This is a genomic window from Flavobacterium sp. IB48, from assembly GCF_016405855.1.
Lineage (GTDB): Bacteria > Bacteroidota > Bacteroidia > Flavobacteriales > Flavobacteriaceae > Flavobacterium > Flavobacterium ginsengisoli.
The window spans coordinates 132900-149233 of record NZ_JAEFCA010000006.1; the positions used below are offsets into that span (position 1 = coordinate 132900).

General features: G+C 32.4%; 15 protein-coding genes and 1 tRNA gene. 8 read left to right on the forward strand and 8 right to left on the reverse strand.

Annotated features, from left to right (window positions below; all coding sequences use genetic code 11):
- Positions 1-71 precede the first annotated feature (71 nt).
- From JC605_RS18285 to era, 3 genes are all read right to left on the reverse strand, one after another.
- A complete protein-coding gene (locus tag JC605_RS18285) occupies positions 72-2819 on the reverse strand; it encodes an outer membrane beta-barrel protein (protein WP_198857574.1) in 2748 nt (915 codons plus the stop codon).
- Between the two features lie 156 nt (positions 2820-2975).
- Complete coding sequence (gene der / locus JC605_RS18290) at positions 2976-4289, reverse strand: ribosome biogenesis GTPase Der (RefSeq protein ID WP_198857575.1); 1314 nt, start codon at positions 4287-4289, stop codon at positions 2976-2978.
- Between the two features lie 228 nt (positions 4290-4517).
- Entirely contained in the window at positions 4518-5399 is an 882-nt protein-coding gene (era, locus tag JC605_RS18295; protein WP_111377359.1) for a GTPase Era, read from the reverse strand.
- A 117-nt stretch (positions 5400-5516) separates the two neighbouring features.
- On the opposite strand from era, the gene JC605_RS18300 reads away from it, so the two are divergent.
- A tRNA-Met gene (locus JC605_RS18300) sits at positions 5517-5589 on the forward strand.
- A 111-nt stretch (positions 5590-5700) separates the two neighbouring features.
- Here JC605_RS18300 and JC605_RS18305 read toward each other — a convergent pair.
- Positions 5701-6147, reverse strand: a complete 447-nt coding sequence (locus tag JC605_RS18305; protein WP_198857576.1) for a hypothetical protein — start codon at positions 6145-6147, stop codon at positions 5701-5703.
- A 243-nt stretch (positions 6148-6390) separates the two neighbouring features.
- Positions 6391-7149: an NERD domain-containing protein gene (locus JC605_RS18310; protein ID WP_198857577.1), complete on the reverse strand. Its 759-nt coding sequence runs from the start codon at positions 7147-7149 to the stop codon at positions 6391-6393.
- Positions 7150-7528: 379 nt separating this feature from the next.
- Here JC605_RS18310 and JC605_RS18315 point away from each other — a divergent pair, with 379 nt between their 5' ends.
- Positions 7529-7825: a hypothetical protein gene (locus tag JC605_RS18315; protein WP_198857578.1), complete on the forward strand. Its 297-nt coding sequence runs from the start codon at positions 7529-7531 to the stop codon at positions 7823-7825.
- A gap of 137 nt (positions 7826-7962) precedes the next feature.
- Here the strand turns inward: JC605_RS18315 and JC605_RS18320 are convergent, their stop codons facing one another.
- Entirely contained in the window at positions 7963-8478 is a 516-nt protein-coding gene (locus JC605_RS18320; protein WP_198857579.1) for a hypothetical protein, read from the reverse strand.
- A 346-nt stretch (positions 8479-8824) separates the two neighbouring features.
- Here JC605_RS18320 and JC605_RS18325 point away from each other — a divergent pair, with 346 nt between their 5' ends.
- From JC605_RS18325 to JC605_RS18350, 6 genes are all read left to right on the forward strand, one after another.
- The gene (locus tag JC605_RS18325) at positions 8825-9922 is read left to right on the forward strand and encodes an exopolyphosphatase (RefSeq protein WP_198857580.1); all 1098 of its coding nucleotides are present in this window, start codon (positions 8825-8827) and stop codon (positions 9920-9922) included.
- Positions 9923-10149: 227 nt separating this feature from the next.
- Positions 10150-11550, forward strand: a complete 1401-nt coding sequence (locus tag JC605_RS18330; protein WP_198857581.1) for a DUF1254 domain-containing protein — start codon at positions 10150-10152, stop codon at positions 11548-11550.
- Positions 11551-11608: 58 nt separating this feature from the next.
- On the forward strand, positions 11609-12709 hold the full coding sequence (locus JC605_RS18335) for a DUF1254 domain-containing protein (RefSeq protein WP_198857582.1): 1101 nt from the start codon (positions 11609-11611) through the stop codon (positions 12707-12709).
- A 122-nt stretch (positions 12710-12831) separates the two neighbouring features.
- Positions 12832-13158, forward strand: a complete 327-nt coding sequence (locus JC605_RS18340; protein WP_111362835.1) for a helix-turn-helix transcriptional regulator — start codon at positions 12832-12834, stop codon at positions 13156-13158.
- Between the two features lie 59 nt (positions 13159-13217).
- Positions 13218-13691: a DUF6428 family protein gene (locus tag JC605_RS18345; protein WP_198857583.1), complete on the forward strand. Its 474-nt coding sequence runs from the start codon at positions 13218-13220 to the stop codon at positions 13689-13691.
- Between the two features lie 130 nt (positions 13692-13821).
- Positions 13822-14241: an arsenate reductase ArsC gene (locus JC605_RS18350; protein WP_198857584.1), complete on the forward strand. Its 420-nt coding sequence runs from the start codon at positions 13822-13824 to the stop codon at positions 14239-14241.
- Between the two features lie 199 nt (positions 14242-14440).
- Here the strand turns inward: JC605_RS18350 and JC605_RS18355 are convergent, their stop codons facing one another.
- Positions 14441-14746 (reverse strand): hypothetical protein, encoded by a 306-nt coding sequence (locus tag JC605_RS18355; RefSeq protein WP_198857585.1) that lies wholly within the window; start codon positions 14744-14746, stop codon positions 14441-14443.
- 481 nt (positions 14747-15227) lie between these two features.
- Complete coding sequence (locus JC605_RS18360) at positions 15228-16298, reverse strand: hypothetical protein (RefSeq protein ID WP_233074162.1); 1071 nt, start codon at positions 16296-16298, stop codon at positions 15228-15230.
- Between the last annotated feature and the right edge of the window lie 36 nt (positions 16299-16334).

Consider the following 16334-nt stretch of genomic DNA (forward strand, 5'->3'; position numbering starts at 1 on the left):
TACAAAAAATGCCTGTCAAATTGAATTTGACAGGCATTTTTTGTAACCTTTGAGCCTTTGTCCCTCAAGAATTACGCCCCTCTCTGCTTTCTTCCTTTTTTGCTTTCTGCAAAATTCCCGATTTTATAGGCAAGAGAAAACATTACATATCTTTTTAAAACCGTATTTTCTTCATCGCGAATAGACGTTGGCGAAATGGTTCTTGTTGCGCTTTGATTTTGGTTTAAAACGTCGTAAACTTTCACTTTTGCATATAATTTTTTATCCAAAAATCCGTAAGACAAACTGGTGTTCCATAAAAAGAAATCCTTTTTGAAATCGTCTGAAATATTTGAATTATAAGTATATCCAAAATCATTTCCGAAAATTAAATTTGCTGGCCAGTAAGAAGTTGTTTGCATATTAATTCTATGAATTACGTTTGAAGTCGCATCTCTCGAATAATTTTCATATCTCGTTTCGTTATACGATAAACTGTAAGACGGCGAAATCGAAAGTACTTCTCCATAATCGTAAGAAGCATAAACGCTAGGTGTAATTACAACCGATTTTGCATTGTACATAACTGCATTTGTAAATCCTTTATCAAAATTATAATTACCGCTTAAACGCAAACCGTATCTAATGGTGTGTGCATCTTTTTTAATCTGCTGATTCCAGTTTCCTCCAACCGAAGCCGAATAAGTTCCTGAAATATTTACATAAGTTGTATTTCTTTTTCCGCTGTCGTCATAAATAGAGGTCGAAACTATATCATTATTATAGTAATCTCCTTTAAGAAATAAGCTATAGCCAGAACGCGTTCTAAAATCAAAATTTTTAAAATCGATACCAGCAGTATTTTTCTCAATCGGATTTAAATTTGGATTACCAATTACACTATTTAACGGATTATTTAAATCTGCAACCGGCATTAATTGTGTTGCCGATGGAAGCGCATTAGAATAATCATACTTAAACGTTAAGTTTTTAGAACGATTAAATTTATATCGAAACTGTGCTGTTCCATACGGAAGCATATATCTTTTATTCAAATCAGTCGCTTGATTTAAATAGAAAGAATGATTATCAAACTCAACAATTGATGTTCTAGAATTTACATTAAGTGTAAATTTTCTTTTCTGCCAACTAATACCCACTTTTGGCGTAATCGAATTTTGTTTTGATGTTGTATAATTCGTTAGCGATGAGTTTAAATCTGAATATTCTTGTGAAGCATCATCAAAATTATATGTTTTCTGATCGTTCATTGAACTCTGCCAGTCAAAATCGGTTCCAAAACGCAATCGAAGCGAATCTGTGATAGGTTCTGTATATTCTAAATCAAGCGAGTACGAATCACTTTTTGAAGTATTTTTTGCATTCTGATTTCTTTCATCATTTGGTTTTGCATCTTGATAAAAAATGGTTTCAGAAATATTAATTCCGTTCGAATCATTTTTAGTGTTGCTATTGCTAAAAACCACACTTAAATTTCTCGATTCCTTTTTAAAAGTTTTGTTGAAGTTAATGCTATTCGCAAAACTAGTATTCGAACTTTCTGTATGAGATGTTGCCGTACTTTCGTTCAACGCCTCTCCATTTTGGTTTTCTGAAGAAGTAGAAGAACTAGAATTACTATTTGATTGAGACACATTCAGTTTAGGTGCAACAACAATCTGCATAGTAGGATTAATTTTGTATTCTAACTCAAAATTAGCCTTGTTTCCAGTATTTTCATTTCTTGTTTTAGAATCTGCTTCAGTTAAAATATTTCCTGTAGGCAATAAACTAAGCTGATTGGATTTGCTATCGTTTTTAGTCACCGCATTTGTAAAGTTATAACTGCTCATAAACTCCAAATCTTTTGACCAATCGTCAGAATAATTAATTCCAGCCAAAGTCGACTGCGTAATTCCTTTTCCTCCACTGCTTGCGCCCTGACCTCCTTTTGCATTTCTTCCGCCTCCCATATTATCAAAAACTTCATCCATAGAAAATCCAGTCGAATTGATATTATTTGAAGAGGCTAAAACGCTAATTTTTTGTTTGTTTTTAAAGAAGTTCATCATCAAACTGCTTTCGTAGCGTTCGTCTGAGCCGTATCCGCCAAGTACTTTACCAAAATATCCCTTGTTTTTCTTTTCGTCAATGGTAATATTTATACTCGAATAATCTGAAGTCGATTCTTGTTTGGCCAATTCTTCTTTTTTGGTTTTAAAATCAGAAACTTGAACTTTTTTAATAATATCGGCAGGAAGATTTTTAATGGCAATGGCACCATCTTTATCAAAAAATGCTTTTCCGTTGACTAAAACCTGATTGACTTCTCGCCCATTTACCGTAATTTTTCCAGTATTATCTACGTCAAATCCGGGCAATTGTTTCAGTAAGGTTTCCACATTTGCATCTGGACGCACTTTATAAGAGCCGGCATTAAATTCTAAAGTATCTTTTTTAATCGTAATTGGTGGGGCTTCGCTCTTAATTATTACTTCGTTTAAAACATTTGCATTTTCAAGCATGTACAATTTACCAAAGTCTTTACTTTCTGTAAGTCCTTTTTGTTCTTCAAAATACGTTTGGTATCCAGTATAATTTACCTTTAAAAAAACCGGTTTATCATACTTTTTCGTATTGATAATAAAATTTCCGTTTTTATCTGTTGTAGCATATTCTATAATTGTAGAATCTTTTACAGTTGTAAAATAAACGGTTGCAAGTTCAAGCGGAAGTTGCGAGTTAATATCAACTACAGTTCCTTTGATAACAATATTGTTTTGGGCATTTGCCGAATAAACAAAAGCTAAAAACAATAGAAATGAATAAATCTTGGTCATAAAATTGGGTTAGTTAGATTTGTAAGACTTACAAAAACGCAAAAGGTTTAATTGTATTTTTTACATTTATTCAAATATAATGCCAATAAAAAATTGATCTTTTAAGTAAATAGAAATAAATCATAAAAAAATCCCCTATTTTCAAGGGGATTTTTTTTATTTTTCTCTAATGTAGATATCGATTGGAACTCCTGCGAAATCCCATTTTTCACGAATTTTATTCTCTAGGTATCGCTTATAAGGCTCTTTTACATATTGAGGTAAATTAGCAAAAAACACAAATTGCGGTGTTTGAGTTGGCAATTGCATGCAGTATTTAATTTTTACATATTTACCTTTTGTTGCTGGCGGCGGATATGCTTCAATTACTTTCAACATATATTCGTTGAATTTTGAAGTTGGAATTCTTTGTTTTCTATTTTCGAAAACTTGAACCGTAGCTTCCAATGCTTTTAATAAACGCTGTTTTGTTAAAGCAGAAACGAATAAAATTGGCACATCTGTAAAAGGCATCAATTCTTTTTTGATTTTCTCCTCGTAGTCACGAGTCGACATCGTATCTTTTTCTACTAAGTCCCACTTGTTTACTAAGATTACAACTCCTTTACGGTTTTTCTCAGCCAACCAGAAAATACTTTGATCTTGACCTTCAAATCCGCGGGTTGCATCGATAACCAAGATACAAATATCTGCATGTTCGATCGCACGTACCGAACGCATTACAGAATAAAACTCTAAATCTTCTTTTACTTTTGCTTTACGGCGAATTCCCGCAGTATCAACCAAATTAAATTCGAAACCAAAACGGTCAAATTTAGTATCAATAGCATCACGAGTTGTTCCTGCAATATCTGTAACAATATAACGGTCTTTACCAATTAAGGCATTGATAAAACTAGATTTTCCAGCATTCGGACGTCCTACAACTGCAAAACGAGGCAATTCTACTTCTGGCGTAACTGGCTCTGGTTTTTCTGGAAAAGCTTCAATTAAAGCATCTAATAAATCTCCAGTTCCACTTCCTGAAATACTTGCAAATGTGAAATAATCACCTAAACCAAGATTATAAAACTCAATTGCATCTTTCTCACGCATTGCGTTATCAACCTTATTTACAGCCAATAAAACTGGTTTTGTTACTTTACGAAGTAATTTTGCAACAGTTTCATCCATTGGCGTAATTCCTTCTTCAACATCAACCACAAAGATAATAACATCGGCTTCGTCGATAGCAAGTTCTACCTGTTTACGAATTTCTCCTTCGAAAACGTCATCAGACCCTCGAACATATCCACCTGTATCAATGACAGAAAACTCTTTTCCGTTCCACTCGCTTTTACCATAGTTTCTATCACGGGTAACCCCAGATACTGAATCTACAATAGCTTCTCTTCTTTGTATCAGCCTATTAAACAGGGTCGATTTCCCTACGTTAGGTCTTCCTACTATCGCAACAATGTTATTATTCATTTTTTTTGAATTTTAGGCTTTAGACTTAGATTTCAGATTTTTAGCTTCCTAAAAACCCAATCACTAAAAACCGTAAATGCCTTATTTAAATTTTTTGCAAAGGTAGTTAAAAAAAGTTGCTGAGACGCTAAGTTTGTAAGTACCTAAGTTTTTATTGTTTTTTGTTTCAAGTTTCAGGTTTCAAGTGCCAAGTTTTATACCTGACATTTAACTTGAAACAATTATAAACTATTGATTATATCCGAAACGTTTCAGCATATTAGCATTGCTTCTCCAGTTTTTGTTCACTTTTACATAAAGCTCAATATGAATTTGTTTTCCGAAGAATTTCTCTAAATCAGCACGGGCATCTGTTCCTACTTTTTTCAAAGCTGCACCTTTATGTCCGATAATGATTCCTTTTTGTGTGTCACGTTCCACCATAATTACCGAACGGATTCTGATAATATTGTCGGTTTCATGAAATTCTTCTGTTACAATTTCTACTGCGTATGGAATTTCTTTAGCGTAATTCAATAAGATTTTCTCACGGATTGTTTCGTTAACAAAGAAACGTTCTGGCTTGTCTGTTAATTGGTCTTTTGGATAATAAGGTGGTGATTCTGGCAACAATTCGATAATTCTTCCGAAAACTTCCGGAACGTTGAAATTCTGCAAAGCCGAAATCGGGAAAATTTCTGCATTTGGCACTTTCTCTTTCCAGAAAGAAACTTGCTGTTCTAATTGTTCTTGGTTTGAATTATCAATTTTATTTAAAAGCAATAAAACCGGAATCTTAGCATGAATGATTTTCTTAAAGAAGTCTTCATCTTTAAGATCTTGCTCGCCTATTTCGACCATGTAGATTAAAATGTCAGCATCTTCAAAAGCCGATTTTACAAAGTTCATCATCGATTCCTGCATTTCGTACGCTGGTTTGATGATTCCAGGAGTATCAGACAAAACTAACTGAAAGTCTTCTCCGTTTACAATTCCTAAAATTCTATGACGTGTAGTTTGTGCTTTTGATGTAATGATCGACAATCGTTCTCCAACGAAAGCGTTCATCAATGTTGATTTTCCAACATTTGGATTTCCGATAATATTTACGAAACCTGCTTTATGTGACATTTTTTGCTTTATTTATTTTGCAAAGGTAGTCATATCAACTCAATACAGAAAATAAAACATTTTTTAAAGTTTTCGTTGGATTTCTCAAAAATCGCCTTATCTTTGCACCCGAAACATCGCGGGATAGAGCAGTAGGCAGCTCGTCGGGCTCATAACCCGAAGGTCACAGGTTCGAGTCCTGTTCCCGCTACTAAGTAAAAAAGCTTCAGAGAAATCTGGAGCTTTTTTGTTTTAGTAGTTTTGCAAATATTTTGATTTTATTTAGCTCGCGAACAGGATGGTGCTAACAAGAGTATAATATTTATATTTGTTTAAACAATTCTATTAAGGCATTTTTTGTCGCAAGATGATGCGCAGTGTTTTCTGATGTTTTCCAGTCCCCATCGACAACTGAAAATTTTAAAACAACATTATTGTTATTGCTAATTGTCGATAAAACTTCGATAAATCCTAATATCACTGGTTTAATATATTCTTCATGGTATTTCGGAAGCTTTTCTTCTTTAGCTTCCCATCCATATGTATAACAATTAATAGGATTATTAGTCTTACCATATAGATCTCGAATATATTCTATTTTTTCATTATCTCTCTCAACATCTAATTTTATTTTGACTTTACCATATCTACCTGCATTCATTCTGTAAATCTCATTTTCTCCGTATAAGGGAAGTTTAGACAAATCTATTTCTCTCAAAAGATTATCTAAAATTTGATGATATTCACTTCCAAAAATTATTTCGCTCATTTTAAAAAAATCTAAATTTTCTTAAACAATAAAAAATATGGTTTTTAATAACTTAACTAAAAAGATAAAATGACATCCTTTTATATCATAGTTTACCTTTTTGTAAGCGAATATAAGGAATGTTTCTAATACAATTTATGCAGATAAAATTTCATTAACATCATAAACAAATTGGTTAGATAATTGAATGCTTCCCGCTACTAAGTAAAAAAGCTTCAGAGAAATCTGGAGCTTTTTTGTTTTCTATGCTTGTCTTTTATAAGAAAGTTTTTTTTTTGTGAATTTACACTTGGGATACGATCTACATCCAAAAAATATCCCAAATTCTCCTTTTCTTTCAACCAAACTATTACCGCATCTTGGACATTTCTTTTCTTGAATTGCTTTCTCACGATCACTAATCCTTTTTTTAATGGAATTATTATGTTCCTTTTTCTTAAACGAATCAACTAAATTAGAAGCATTAATTTTTTCAAAGATACTTTTCTTAGCTTCTTCTGAGAGATTTACGTTTGAGTATTTTTTAATTGTTTTTAAAAGACGATGCATATTAACAACATCTACACTAGTATCTATTTTTATTTTGGCATTTATTGAGAAAACAACAATAGATATATATTCTAGATTTCTGTATTCATTTAGACAGGTTTTCAAAGTCCTAATATGTCCTGCATTTTGAAAAATAGGATTATAAAACTTGGATCTGTATTTATATATTACTTGGGTCCAGTATTCCGATTTTTCATAGCCAACAATCCATCCTTTATAATTTTTAGTTTCGATAACAAATATTCCAAAACTAGAAATGACTATATGATCAATTTGAGTAGTTACTTCGCCTCTTTGTAAAACGACATTATGGATCACTTTATACTCTGACTTATCTAAGAAATCTAATATTGAAGAGACAGTTTTCTCTCCAATTATCCCTTTAATTTGCGCCTTATAAAAACCATAAATAAGAATCAGCAAAAAGATTACTATTAGTAAAATTAGCTCCATAAATTCTTAGTCACTTAAATTTCAACTAAATATAAGAAATATTTTCAACTAATAATTTTACAATAATCCTCAAAAAATCGGTTAGACAATTAAAATGCTTCCTTCTATACAGACAAAAAGCTTCAGAGAAATCTGAAGCTTTTTTTGTTCAAACATTTCTGCAAAATCAAGGAGACTTACATAGCTTTTACAACGAGTATATCTCAGCGTTAAATAAACCAACAAACTCTGTAAAAAACACTAATTAAGTGGAAATCATATTCTACAATGATTAATTATATAAACTCAAGCCGAAATTCTGTAAATAAAAACATTGTTGCAGCATGTATTTTTGAATTAAGAAAATATGTTTTTATAAAGCCAATAAATAATAAAAATCATGAAATCATCTATAACTACCTCTACAAATTTTAACTCGATTACTATTCAATCTAATGTAAATCTGATAGATGCTGAATTTTATTCTGAAAAACAAACTTCAGCTTCGTTAGACTTGTACAATAAGCATGATGACGAACCAGATTTTGACTGCGAATTTCTGCAAGGCATTAGCTATAACGAAGAAAATGAAAATACTATTGATGCAGAAGCCGATGAAGATTTTGCAGATCTATATAATGATAATCAATGGGATGTAGACATCTACGATCCGTATTCGGAGTCAACCTATTTTTAATCCCAAAAGTTATCAGTTTGAGGATATTTCTGTTCTCACTATTAAAACAAAAGCTTTAGATTTCTCTGAAGCTTTTTTGTTCTTATATTCTTATTATTTTGAAATAATGTAAGTTTACAAACATAAAGAAAAGTTCCTCAATGAATATAGTTTCCAAAATCTAAGATCAATGATTTATTGTCGGAATGCATAAAAAGAACTCTAACCAAACTTCCATCTTTAGTATCAACCAAGTATTCATAACTAATTATGTCCCATAAGTCCGTTAGATCAAAAATATGCATTTTTACTTTTTCTACTAATTGACTTAGATTTTCAATATGATAGCTACTTGCGAATATATCAGGCGCATTGTTAAATGTGGCTAAATGATTAAGACACCAAGAAAAGTTCTCATTTACTCTCTCTTTAATATTGGCAATATCTTTTTTCGTTGGTTGAATCTTGTCTAGAAAAAAAGATTCTGTACCCAAATTGTTTGGAGAGGAAAATATAAATCGATCTTGATCCTTTAATTTTTTGTCGATACTAACTTTCACATCAAGGATTGTCGGATTATAGCCATCTGACAATACACTCATGAAATCGGAAAGCAAGCGAATTGAATTTTCCAACAACTTTATCCGAATCAATTCAGTTTCATTGTCTACCATATACTTTATTTAAATTAAAACTAACTTTGATATTTGCATCGTAAGTTCCATGCTTAATTAACCAAATATAGATAATTCGTAACTCGTCGATTGATAAATTTAGAGAAATCTCAAGTCTTGTCTTATAAATATACTTAATCGAAATAAAGTCCGTTATTCCTTTACAATAATTTAATATTATGTTTTCCAATAACTGATTTTATATTATTAAATGTTTTCTTAAATTCGCAATTCCGTAATGAAACCATTTGTTTTCATTCTAAAATTGTGATTTTCATATCAATACCACAAAAAGAAATTTAATAATCTTTTAAAAACAAATATATTATAACTACAATTCAACGCAATGCTTAAAAAACACAACCCCAAATTTTTATTTTTTACTCTTTTAACTTTATTTTTTTCTATCACTTCATTTTCTCAAAAAAGTGTCTACGCTGGAATCGAAATCGGACGTAGAGCTATAAAAGTTTCTGTTATTGATGTAAATAACATTAGAAAAGCCGATTATAAAATACTTTCTTTCTGGACTGAAAGAATCCCTTTTGCTGATCATATTACTGCTAATGGCGAGCTTACTGCAGAAGATATTAGTAAAACTAGCGTTACGGTTACCACGCAATTGCAAAAGATTAAAGCTGAAAACAAAATTCTTGAAGAAAACATCTTTGTTGTAGCAGCTCCTGTTTTTGCTTCTGCACGTAACTTAGACGTTCTAAAAAACAAAATTGCTCTTTTAACCGGTAAACAATTAGAAGTATTAGATGTAAACGAAGAAGCAAAAACGCTTGTTAAAGGTGCTATACCGCCTGTTGATTTTGCTAATGCTTTCCTTCTTGATATTGGTGCTCAAACTACTAAAGGCGGTTACATTGACGAACTTAAAGACGGTAAATTAGAATTTGTTCCATTAGAACTTAGTTTTGGAACAATGACACTTACTGATGCCGTAGAAAAAACAGTGGTAAACAAAAGTCAAGTAAACGATATGTCTACCTACCAAGAAAAATCTTTTGATTATAATGTTATTCTACGTAAAAAAACAAAAGAATTATTTGATGCAAATCCTCCTTTAGCTAAAAAAGATAAATTATATTTATCTGGTGGTGCTGTTTGGGCGTTTTCAACTCTTTTTTATGACGAAACCGTTAATAAAGATCATTATGTTGCTTTAACACTTCAAGATGTTATCGATTATGATGCTATTCTTAAAAACAATTTCGGTAAGTTTACTAACCTTGCCAAAACAAACAAAGAAGCTGCGAGAGTTTTAAGCACTTATGACCAAAAATACTTGATTTCGGCAAACAACATTCTTGTGACTTGTCTTGAAAGTATTCCAGACTATGCAACAAAGAAAATTTACTTTGTAAAAGAAGGACAAGTGATTTGGTTGATCTCTTACATTGCAGATCGTTCAAAAAAGATAAATACTAATTTCTAAGTATTTTTTTTTCAAAATATCATAAAGCTTCAGAGAAATCTGGAGCTTTTTTTATTCCTTTTCATTTCAGTCTAAAAACAAGTTGATCTTTTTAATTTCTAGCCTTTTAAAATGGTTGCAACTTATAATTTGCAACCATCTTTACTATTCAAAAAAGCTAAGTTTTTCTTTTAAATTCTAATTTTAAAATCAGGAAAAAATCATATATGAAATAAAACCTCCCGATTATGAAAAATTTAACCGCTTTTTTTATCGTAACCCTTTTGGCAGTAACTGCTTGCAAAAAAGAACAATCAAAAGATAATTCAGAAAATGCAAATGCAACGTCTACTGATTCTATAACTGCTATTGCAAAAGAAGCCTGGATATACGGATATCCAATATTTTATAATTACAAAGCGATTTACTCCAGTGCAATCAACAAAGAAGCTAAAGAATATTCCGGATTTAACAAATTCAAAAGCGTAGCTGCAAGCGCAACTCCCGCAGATACTTTAATCATAACCATAAATAATGATACTCCGTACTCAATGGCACCAATTAATGTTTCAGACGAACCTGTTATTCTTGAAGTGCCAAAAATAGAAAGCGATCGATATTATGTAATGCAGTTGGTAGACCTCTACACCTTCAATTTTGAATATGTAGGATCGCGAGCAACTGGCAATAATGCAGGTAAATATCTTATTGCAGGACCAGATTGGAAAGGAGAAACTCCTAAAGGCATTGATAAGGTTTTACATTCTGAAACCAATTTAATATATCTTGTAGGTCGCACTCAATTACATGATCCAGCCGATGTATCAAATCTTAAAAAAATACAGGCACAATATAAATTAATTCCGTTGCATGAATATACAAAACAGCCTGCTCCTCCTGTAAAAAAATACAATCTACCTTTGCCAGTCTGGAAAGAAAGCGATTATGGTTCGCTTCAATTTATCAGTGCACTAAATGCTTTATTACAATATGCAAACGAAGACAGCAGCGAAAAAGAACTGAGAAAGCGTTTTGCCAAAATTGGAATTGTGCCAGGACAACCTTTTGACAGTTCAAAATACTCGCCAGAAACGATAAAAGCAATTGAAAAAGGAATTGCCGAAGCCAAAGAAGAACTGAACTCTAAAATAGATAATGTCAAAGATGCTGGAAGTCTTTTTGGTACACGTGCAGAACTTAAAAATAACTTTCTAAACCGTGCAATTGCTGCAGCTGCCGGAATTTACGGAAACACCAAAGAGGAAGCTGTTTATACTGGAAGTAACGTTGACAAAAACAATCAGCAGCTTTTAGGAAACAATAAATATGTATTGAAATTTACTAAAGATCAATTGCCAGAAGCCAAATACTTTTGGAGCATCACGATGTACAATCTTCCTAAACGTTTTCTAATTCCAAACCCAATTAACAGATATTCTATCGGTAATAAAACCAAAGGTTTAAAATATGAGCCAAACGGAGATTTAGTTATTTATCTGCAAAACACTTCACCAGGAAAAGATAAAGAAAGCAACTGGCTTCCGACACCTAAAGATGAAAAATTTATGTTTGTGATGAGAATTTACGGTCCGCAGCCAGACGTTATTAATAACATTTGGAAAATGCCTCTTCCAGAAATTGTAAAATGAAAAACATTGCTCCAGAAATAAAATCATAACCATTTTTCTAATTTTAATTTCAAATAATATGAAAAATTACAAATTATTATCAGGTCTATTTTTAGTTGCTATATCGTTACTGACTTCTTCCTGCAAACAGAATAACGGCAAATCAGAAACAGATTCCTCTACATTAAAAGATTCTACTGCTGTGACTTCTGATTCGGTCGCACAAAAAAATAGTGTTCCAGTTACTGCTGCAAATTTTAACCGCGCAGAAACAGATCTTTACTTTACGACTTCGGTTAAAGATGCTGGTGGTATTGGTAATATACATCATTATAGAACTTTAATGCCAATTGACAAACAAGCTGTAATTCGTGCTAACCGAGATGTACTGTATTCTTCTGGAGTTTATGATCTCGATGCTGGACCAATAACTGTTACACTGCCAGATCCTGGAAAACGTTTTATGTCTATGCAGACTATCGACGAAGATCAATATTCTGAAACGTATTACGCTCCCGGAACTTTTACCTTCACAAAGGAAAAAATCGGGACACGTTATTTGATGTTAGGAATAAGAACTTTTATTGATCCTAACGATCCGAATGATTTACCGAAAGTTACAGCATTGCAAGATGCAATTAAAATTAGCCAAAAAGATAAAGGAACTTTTTCGGTTCCAAATTGGGACCTTGTGAGTCAAAAGAAAGTTAGAGATTCTTTAATTGGCGTTTCTAAAAAATTAACTGATACAAAAGGAATGTTTGGCTTAAAAGGTAAAATTGATGAAACACGCCATTTATTAGGAAGCGCAACAGGATGGGGCGGAAATCCAGAAAAAGATGCACTTTATCTTTCTGTTTATCCTAAAAAAAATGATGGAAAAACGGTCTATAAACTTAAAGTTAAAAATGTTCCTGTTGATGGATTTTGGTCTATAAGCGTATACAATAAAGAAGGTTATTTTGAGAAAAACGATCTCAATATGTATACCTTAAATAATATTACAGCAAAAAAAGATGCTGACGGATCGATCTCTATTCAGTTTGGAGGTTGTGACGGAAAAACACCAAATTGTATTCCGGTTACTGCGGGTTGGAATTATTGGGTTAGACTTTATCGTCCGCACAAAGAAATACTTAATGGCACATGGAAATTTCCTGAAGCTGTTGAAGTTAAATAAATAGTATTATCAATAAAATTAAAGCTTCAGAGAAATCTGGAGCTTTTTTATTTAAATTAATTTGTTAAAAATTTCATCATTTAAAAATTATATCGTAATATTGCAATATTAATATAATTGATATGGGAGCAACTAAGACTGAACATTTTACAGACGCACAAAATCAAATTGCTACAATTGCCAAAGCACTAGGGCATCCTGCAAGAATTGCTATAATAGAATATTTACTAAAAGTGAATGAATGTATTTGTGGCGATATTGTAAACGAATTGCCTCTTGCGCAGCCTACGGTTTCTCAGCATTTAAAAGAATTAAAAAATGCTGGCATTATAAAAGGAAATATTTCTGGAAATGCTATTTGCTATTGTATTGACGAAAAAACAATCGACATTTTAAACTCCTATTTTTTAAACATCACACAAACTATCTCAAAATCAAAATGTTGCTAAAACATTTTTTTTGACCAAGTATATCGCAATATTGCAATTAACAAATAAATAAAAACAAGATGAAATTATCAGAAGTAAAACAGATTTTGCCAACATTAGATAATGTGGAATTTCAATTAGAAAACGGAACTTTTGTACCAGAACATTTTCATGTAACAGAAGTTGGAGTAGTTACCAAAAATTTTATTGATTGCGGCGGAGTAATCAGAAATGAAAAAGCAGTAAACTTTCAGCTTTGGGATGCCAACGATTTTGAACATCGTTTAAAACCTAATAAACTATTGAACATCATTCAGCTGTCTGAAGATAAACTAAACATCGAAGACTTAGAAATTGAAGTGGAATACCAAAGCAATACAATTGGCAAATATGATTTAGAGTTTAACGGAAAAACGTTTATTCTAAAAAATAAAACAACAGCTTGTTTAGCACAAGATGCTTGCGGAATTCCAGTAGAAAAACAGAAGATCAATCTTACTCAATTAACTAATGACTCTGCTTCTTGCTGTACTCCAAATTCGGGATGCTGCTAAAAAATGAAAGAACCAATCTTTAAATACAAAAAACCAATTGTAATAACCTCATCTGTTATTTTACTACAGCTTATTTTTGGTTTTGAACCCAAATTCTGCATTATAAATATCATTTGGCTATTTGTTTAATATGAAAAAGAAAATACTAATACTTTGTACGGGAAATAGCTGTAGAAGTCAAATCGCTGAAGGCTACATGAAATTTTTTGCTGGAAATAAAGCTGAGGTTTACAGCGCTGGTGTAGAAACTCATGGCGTTAATCCAAAAGCTATTTCGATAATGAAAGAAGATGGAATAGATATTTCAAATCATACATCAAATCATATTGATGAATATGTTCATATCGATTTTGATTTTGTGATTACGGTCTGTGATAATGCTAAAGAGCGATGTCCGTTTTTCCCAACAAAGGCAATCAAATTTCATTATAATTTTCCAGATCCAGCAAAAGCGACTGGAACGGATTCTGAAATCATGGAACAGTTTAGAACTGTGCGAGAACAGATAAAAGAGTATTGCAGAAATTTTGTTGCAGAAAATTTAAATTAACATTATTTTATATTCCGTTAGGAATATCTCGTCGGTAGAAAAAAAATATATCGTTTTGCATTGTGTCCTGTAGGGACACCTGATTTGTGAAAATTTTACCAACGAGACGTTCCTACGGAACGTGTAATCGTGATCTAAATTTCGTTTCTACCGATGAGACATTCCTACGGAATGAGTTGCTCCAGATTTCTTTGTTTTTTTATTCAACCTCAGCATAAGATTGTTTAATCTGCATTTCATTAATTATATCTAACAATTCCATTTCATCAGTTGGAAATAATTGAAGCGCTTGTTCTAAAACCAATCCAACATCTATAGACAGCTTTTGTCCATTATCTTGTTCTAATGCCAAAATACACAGTTTTAGCATATTTGTTATTACACAGCCTAATTCGGAGTAATTTAAAACCTTGAGTTCTGCATAGTAACCTTTATTAGCTGATTTTAAAATATTTAAATATTGAGCCGATTGTTTTTTTAGGTACTCTATTTCTGCCACTTTCATTCTTTGAATTTTATATCATTTTCAATAATTCAAATGTCATAATATATTTTCACTAATCGGTTATCTTATATGATAACAATGCTTAATATTCCGTTAGGAATATCTCGTCGGTAGAAAAAAAATAATATCGTTTTACATTGTGTCCTGTAGGGACACCTGATTTGCGAAAATTTTACCAATCAAACGTTCCTACGGAACGTGTAATCGTGATTTAAATTTCGTTTCTACTACCGATGAGACGTTCCTACGGAACGTATATTTCTAATTCAAATTTCGTTTCTACTGATGAAACATTCCTACGGAACGTATATTCCTGATTCAAATCTCGTTTCTACCGATGAAACATTCCTACGGAATGAATTGCTTCAAAAATCTTGTGTGTATTTTTAAACATGACTTCATTAGATATAAAAACCAAAAATGCGCAAACCCAAAAAGGACTTACGCATTTTTTCTGATGAAACATTATAAAAAACGCCGTTTATCTTCTTCTTCCGCCGCCTCCGCCACCGAAGCCACCGCCTCCCATGCTGCGAGAACCGCCTCCCATTTGTCCGGCGCTTGGTCTTGAAGACGCTCCTCCTCCTCTATTAAAATTGGAGTTCGAAGAACTTCCTCTATTTAGATTTGAAGTCCCTGCACTTGGCGATGAACTCTGACGGGTTCTTCCAGATGCATTAGTATTCCCTGCACGATTGGAGTTTCCTGCTGATGGTCGTGTACTTGCCGAAGGACGCGAATTACCCCGATTTGTATTGTATCTATTATTGGTCGAATTGTCTCGCACTGTATTAGATCTCGATCTATTATTATTGTAATTATTAAAACTGTTTCTGTTATTAATATATACATTGTTATGTCCGCCATGATAATGCCCGCCGTGATAGCCATGATGATGGTAATAATGGTTATGACGATAAATTCCGACCGCCAATACAGTAAAAGCAGCGAAATAAGGCGGATAAAATCCGTAATAATAAGGTGGATAATACGGCACGTAAGCTGGTGAATATACATATTGTACAATTGGCACCGTTTCTACCACAACGGCTGTTACGGCTGGCGCGCTTTGTACGGGATCGTCTCCTGTATAAGCAGGGTTTGATGTTTTTGCTGCCGAGGATTTGCTTACTGGCTCGATAATATAATCTTTTCCATACAGCAGTTCATCGCCTACAATCTGCATTTTTACTTTTCCGTTTTTGTCTTTATCGACAAAAATAACAGCGACGTCTTGATTCTCTGTTTTGCTAACGGCAACTTGAAGAACAAACGTAAACGAGTTACCATCTTTCTTGGTAATTACTTTTATGAAGTCTACTTTTTTGTCTAGATTCAAATCGAGATTATTGATTCCTGTTTTCTCTAAATTCAGATTTTTTTCAAACTCCTCAATGGTTTTTGATTTCTGAAAGAGTGTCATTACAGCATACAAATCTAGATTATCGCCTGGAAGTCCTAGTTCTTTACCATCGTTATCAGACTGACTAAAAATTAGCTGGGCAGACATGATTAATGCAACTGTCAAATATTTTGTAAATTTCTTTATCATATTAAGAGTATAAAATATTAGTAAGCGGAGTAGAAA